Here is a 4444-nt window from a genome sequence, read left to right as displayed (position 1 = left end):
ACCAATTTTACGTCACCAGTCCCCCCCACGCCACGGGCCACAACAATTACCTCACCCTCAGTGCAGTTGAACTTTGGGTATTTGTGTTGATACTTGTACCCGGAAAAAGTCGGATATTCGCCTTTATCCAATAGATTTTTATCCGGCATTTTCCCATATGAGAATTTAGCCAGTTCAGATAGTCGGTACTTGTTATTATTTTCCCCCATAACCCAACGCCTCCAAATTCCTGCGAATCACCGCATCGAGCTTTTCCGATTCGGCCATCTGCCGGTAGAGGGTCTGGCTTAGTTCGGCCACCTTTTCCTCGAAGGGGATGCCGTCGTCTTCGATCTCGGCGGCGCCGACGTAGCGGCCCGGGGTCAGGACGTAGTCGTTGGCCTTGATCTCCGCCAGGGTGGCGGCCTTGCAGAAGCCGGGTTGGTCCTGGTAGGTGCCGTCCTTGGCTTCGCCGCGCCAGGCGTGGTAGGTGCGGGCGATCTCGGCAATGTCGTCGCAGGTCAGTTCCTTGTGGGTGCGGTCGATCATGGTGCCCATATTGCGGGCGTCGATGAAGAGGGTTTCGCCCCGGCGGTCGCGGTGGCTGCTGTCGGTGTGGCCTTCGATCCGCTGGGCCTTTTTGTTCCTGGTGATAAACCAGAGGCAGACCGGGATCTGGGTGGTGTAGAAGAGCTGGCCGGGCATGGCGATCATGCAGTCGATCAGGTCGTTTTCGATCAGCTTGCGGCGGATCAGGCCCTCGCCGGAGGTGTTGGTGGACATGGAGCCGTTGGCCAACACAAAGCCGGCGACACCGTTGGCCGAGAGCTTGGAGACCATGTGCAGAATCCAGGCGTAGTTGGCGTTGCCGGTGGGGGGCACCTCATAGCCGGCCCAGCGCGGGTCGTCGGTCAGCTCGCCTGCGGCCCGCCACTCCTTGAGGTTGAAGGGCGGATTGGCCATGATGAAGTCGGCCTTGAGGTCCGGGTGCTGGTCCTTGAAGAAGGTGTCGGCGGGGGCTTCGCCCAGGTTGGCGGCAATGCCCCGGATCGCCAGGTTCATCTTGGAGAGCTTGTAGGTGGTGGAGGTGTATTCCTGGCCGTAGATGGAGATATCCTTCTTGCTGCCCCGGTGGCTTTCGACGAATTTGACCGATTGCACGAACATCCCGCCGGAGCCGCAGCAGGGGTCGTAGATCTTGCCCCGGAAAGGCTCGATCATCTCGGCGATCAGCTTGACCACGCACTTGGGGGTATAGAACTCGCCGCCGCCCTTGCCCTCGGTGGCGGCGAACTTGCCGAGGAAGTATTCGTAAACCCGGCCCACCACATCCTGCTCGTGGTCGGCGACGGTGTCGATGTTGTTGATGGAGTCGATCAGGGCCGCCAACTTGCCGGCATCCAGCCCCAGGCGGGAGAAGTAGTTGTCCGGCAGGGCGCCGCGCAGGGCCGGGTTGTTCTTCTCCACCGTGTGCAGGGCGGTGTCGATCCGCACCGCGATGTCATCCTGCTTGGCCGCTTTCCGGATGGTGGACCAGCGCGCCTCCTCGGGCAGGTAGAAGACGTTCTGCATGGTGTAGAACTCCACCATGTCGACATAATCCCCCTGGCCCTCGGCGATCAGCTCCCGCTTGCGCTGCTCGAACTTGTCGCTGACGAACTTGAGGAAGATGAGGCTGAGCACCACATGCTTGTACTCGGAGGACTCCACCGTCCCCCGCAGCCGGTCGGCGGTTTCCCAGAGGGTTTGTTCAAAGCTTTTGGTGGGTTTTTTGGTTGGTTGTTTTATGGGCATGGTTTGGCTTTTATGATTGGGCGGCATGCCCGTTTTTTGCATCTGTGACGTGGTTTACACCAGCCATCATAGGCGGCAAACTCGTAGGTTCGCGAAGGGTTTACCGCCCTCTTGAATGGCATTGCTATGTTTCACTTTGTTCCGCGACCCGCTTTCTCAACTGGCCAACGCTAAGCGCCGGCTTTTCCCGATGTAGCATCCTATGACAATTTGAGCAAACCAATGCCAGCTCGGATATTTGTGTTTTTCGCTTTCCGTCCAATTCCGATATAGGCACCGTGTGATGGGCCTCAATGAACCCCTCTCCAAGTTCACCGTACACATCCAGAAAGGAAAAATTACAGACTTCACACCGAAGCGCACCGGTTTGCCTAAGACGCTTCTCCTTAGCTTTCTTCGAGAAAGCGGCATCTCGTTCCTTCAAGCGGTGCAAGCGGAAACGTTCTTTGCCCTCTGGCGAGGCGGATTCATCATCTTCAATTGCTATATGCCGTTCGGTATTTCCTTCTCTGCGATCAATTACCCGATAACCCCGGCTCACAAAATAATTTTTCGCCTCAACTGCGTTGAAATTATCCGAAGACAACTCCTCCCCGTCAAGGTATTTCGCTGCAATTGAGATCACATACTTCGGCGGGTACTTCTTGCCATTCAGGACAAGATCATAATGGACAGAAGCGCGCTCGTTCGGTACGCCATCCCTATCTATCTCCTTCGCAGCACTCTCAAAATGAACTGAAGTTAGACCTTTGGGGATCATCCTATTCTCCTTGAACGCTACGGCTGTGCGGAGCGCGGTAGCGCGTACGCACCAGCCGATGGTTGGCCGTTCCCATAATTCAAGTTCACGATAACGGTTGCAACCCGCCTCGCCAGTTTGCTGTCCTTCAATCCGAGACACTTGTGGGCAAGACGAGTAGCACCCTGCCATTCTTCCTGGGAAGCCGGTTGAGGAACATCAGGCGCGTTTGCAAAGTCAATAAATACGAGGTAGGCATCCTTCTTGTTGATCCCGGCCAGGTAGTATAGGTGGGCGAGGCGGTTGGCCATCTGGTAGAGTGGCGCATGCCAGCAGGCGTCATTGCTTGCACGGAATGCGGTCTTGGCTTCGTCCAAACGCTGCTTGATTCTGCGGAGCGCATCGTCCGATGCCTTGCTTCGATAATCGACGGCCTCGTCAATGTGGGCCTTGGCTTCAATAAGGATCAGTTTGTCGTCTGAGGTGCGGGCCAGCCCGTCCCAGCGCGGGCCGCTCTTGGGCCAGAATTCATCAAGAGGCATTGTCAGGTCGTTAACAAGCAGACGGTCGAGGAACGCCTGATCGTAATATTCCGCGTAGTCGTCATCCTGAATCGGCGAGCGCCAGTCTATCGCCGTCGCTTGCCAACCGAAGGCTTCGGCGATAGCCGTATCCAACAGGCCAGGATACTCGCGCACCATCAAGCGCAGCCAATGCTCGCTTCGTTTTGTTTCCGGCGGTCTTGGTCTTCTCGGCATATTTTTCGCCCTGTTTCTCTATTTCGTGGCCTGGAAGATGCTCAACAGCCGTAAACCCAACCCCCAACCGGGAACTGCCGGGCGCGACGATAACTTCAAACAGATGGCTCGTCCTTCAATATCTCTTCCAGCAAATCCCACCTATTCAGGTATTGAGAGATATCCCAGCCCGCGAAACATTTGCGCGGTGGAAGGTGTACAGTGCGGACCTTGCTGTCCTTGTGGGCCTGTCCCTTCGCTCCCGGTGTCTTCAGCCAGAGCTCATGTGCCTTCGATACATTGTGCGCCATATCTTTGGAAGGAATGATGTAATATTCAAAGGGTCGGTCGGATTCGGGCGATGGGATTCCTGCCAGGATCCAGAAGAAAGATGGGCCAAAATCGAGCTGTGATTTCATGCCCACACTGCACGTCCTGTTGCCGGGTGGGAATGTCTTCACCTGGATATGGACGAAGCGGGTTCCTCGCCTGTTGCTGCACAAAACATCGACGTTTGGGGTATTGCCGAGTGTGACGACTGCGTAATAGCCTCTACGACAGAGTTCACCGGCGACGAAGAACTGGCTCGAATTGCCGCGAAATGTCTTGTCGTGTTCCATCATTACCTTATTGGCCGAACGCCCAGCTCAGCCGAGGATGGCCGCATCGCGGCCTGACGTCGGCTGGAGCGCCGTGTTATGCCCTGTTTTTCTTTGGTACTGGGACACCCAGCGCCTCCGCAATTAGTTGAAAACCTGCCTCGTTTTTGAACGGCTCTATTTCTTCCTGAAGTTTTTTCAACCGAACTTTTTGCCAGCTTGATGAGGTGTCGTGATTTGCTTTAATAAATTCTGGCGTTAGCGTATAAAACTCGGGCGCTTCAGCACCCGTTGTTCCGTCATTGCTTCCGTAAAACTTCCCGATATTCAGAAATACCACGACAATAAAATCGAAGGCATCAAGTGCTTTTTCCTTAATTGGGAAGCCACGATCGCAATCAGTCGCATAGCGGCTCTTTACCTGAATGCGTACCTGCGCCCTTTCATTTTCTTTTGGTTTGTATCGTGGCTCTGGGTGGATGCAGATGAGATCATAGCCCTCATTACCCTCGGGTGCCTTGTAAGTCAGCGGTTCCCGCTTTGAAATAACTCATTGATTTCACGTTATGCGATTTTCTGTCTTTCGTAAACTTTTT

At 55.1% G+C, this 4444-nt stretch carries 5 protein-coding genes and 1 pseudogene; all 6 read right to left on the bottom strand.

Annotation, left to right across the window (positions count from 1 at the left end; genetic code table 11):
- A pseudogene (locus ACHHRT_RS13600) lies at positions 1 to 209 on the bottom strand (restriction endonuclease subunit S); the annotation flags it as partial.
- Entirely contained in the window at positions 196 to 1773 is a 1578-nt protein-coding gene (locus ACHHRT_RS13595) for a type I restriction-modification system subunit M (protein ID WP_395500315.1), read from the bottom strand. The pseudogene ACHHRT_RS13600 and the gene ACHHRT_RS13595, both read right to left, overlap by 14 nt.
- 124 nt (positions 1774 to 1897) lie before the next feature.
- Complete coding sequence (locus ACHHRT_RS13590) at positions 1898 to 2533, bottom strand: HNH endonuclease (protein WP_395500314.1); 636 nt, start codon at positions 2531 to 2533, stop codon at positions 1898 to 1900.
- Between the two features lie 17 nt (positions 2534 to 2550).
- On the bottom strand, positions 2551 to 3216 hold the full coding sequence (locus tag ACHHRT_RS13585; RefSeq protein WP_395500313.1) for a hypothetical protein: 666 nt from the start codon (positions 3214 to 3216) through the stop codon (positions 2551 to 2553).
- Positions 3217 to 3365: 149 nt separating this feature from the next.
- Positions 3366 to 3872, bottom strand: a complete 507-nt coding sequence (locus tag ACHHRT_RS13580; protein ID WP_395500312.1) for a hypothetical protein — start codon at positions 3870 to 3872, stop codon at positions 3366 to 3368.
- Positions 3873 to 3945: 73 nt separating this feature from the next.
- Entirely contained in the window at positions 3946 to 4188 is a 243-nt protein-coding gene (locus ACHHRT_RS13575; protein ID WP_395500311.1) for a hypothetical protein, read from the bottom strand.
- Positions 4189 to 4444: the final 256 nt, after the last annotated feature.

The sequence above is a fragment of the Desulfurivibrio modestus genome (genome assembly GCF_044068625.1).
Lineage (GTDB): Bacteria > Desulfobacterota > Desulfobulbia > Desulfobulbales > Desulfurivibrionaceae > Desulfurivibrio.
Note: the sequence above shows the minus strand (reverse complement) of the source record. Positions and strands in the feature narration are given on the sequence as shown.

Excerpts from the sequence above, each read along its gene's own strand:
- ACHHRT_RS13580 (WP_395500312.1), bottom strand. The coding sequence starts at position 3,872 with ATGATGGAACACGACAAGACATTTCGCGGCAATTCGAGCCAGTTCTTC.
- ACHHRT_RS13595 (WP_395500315.1), bottom strand. The coding sequence starts at position 1,773 with ATGCCCATAAAACAACCAACCAAAAAACCCACCAAAAGCTTTGAACAA.
- ACHHRT_RS13590 (WP_395500314.1), bottom strand. The coding sequence starts at position 2,533 with ATGATCCCCAAAGGTCTAACTTCAGTTCATTTTGAGAGTGCTGCGAAG.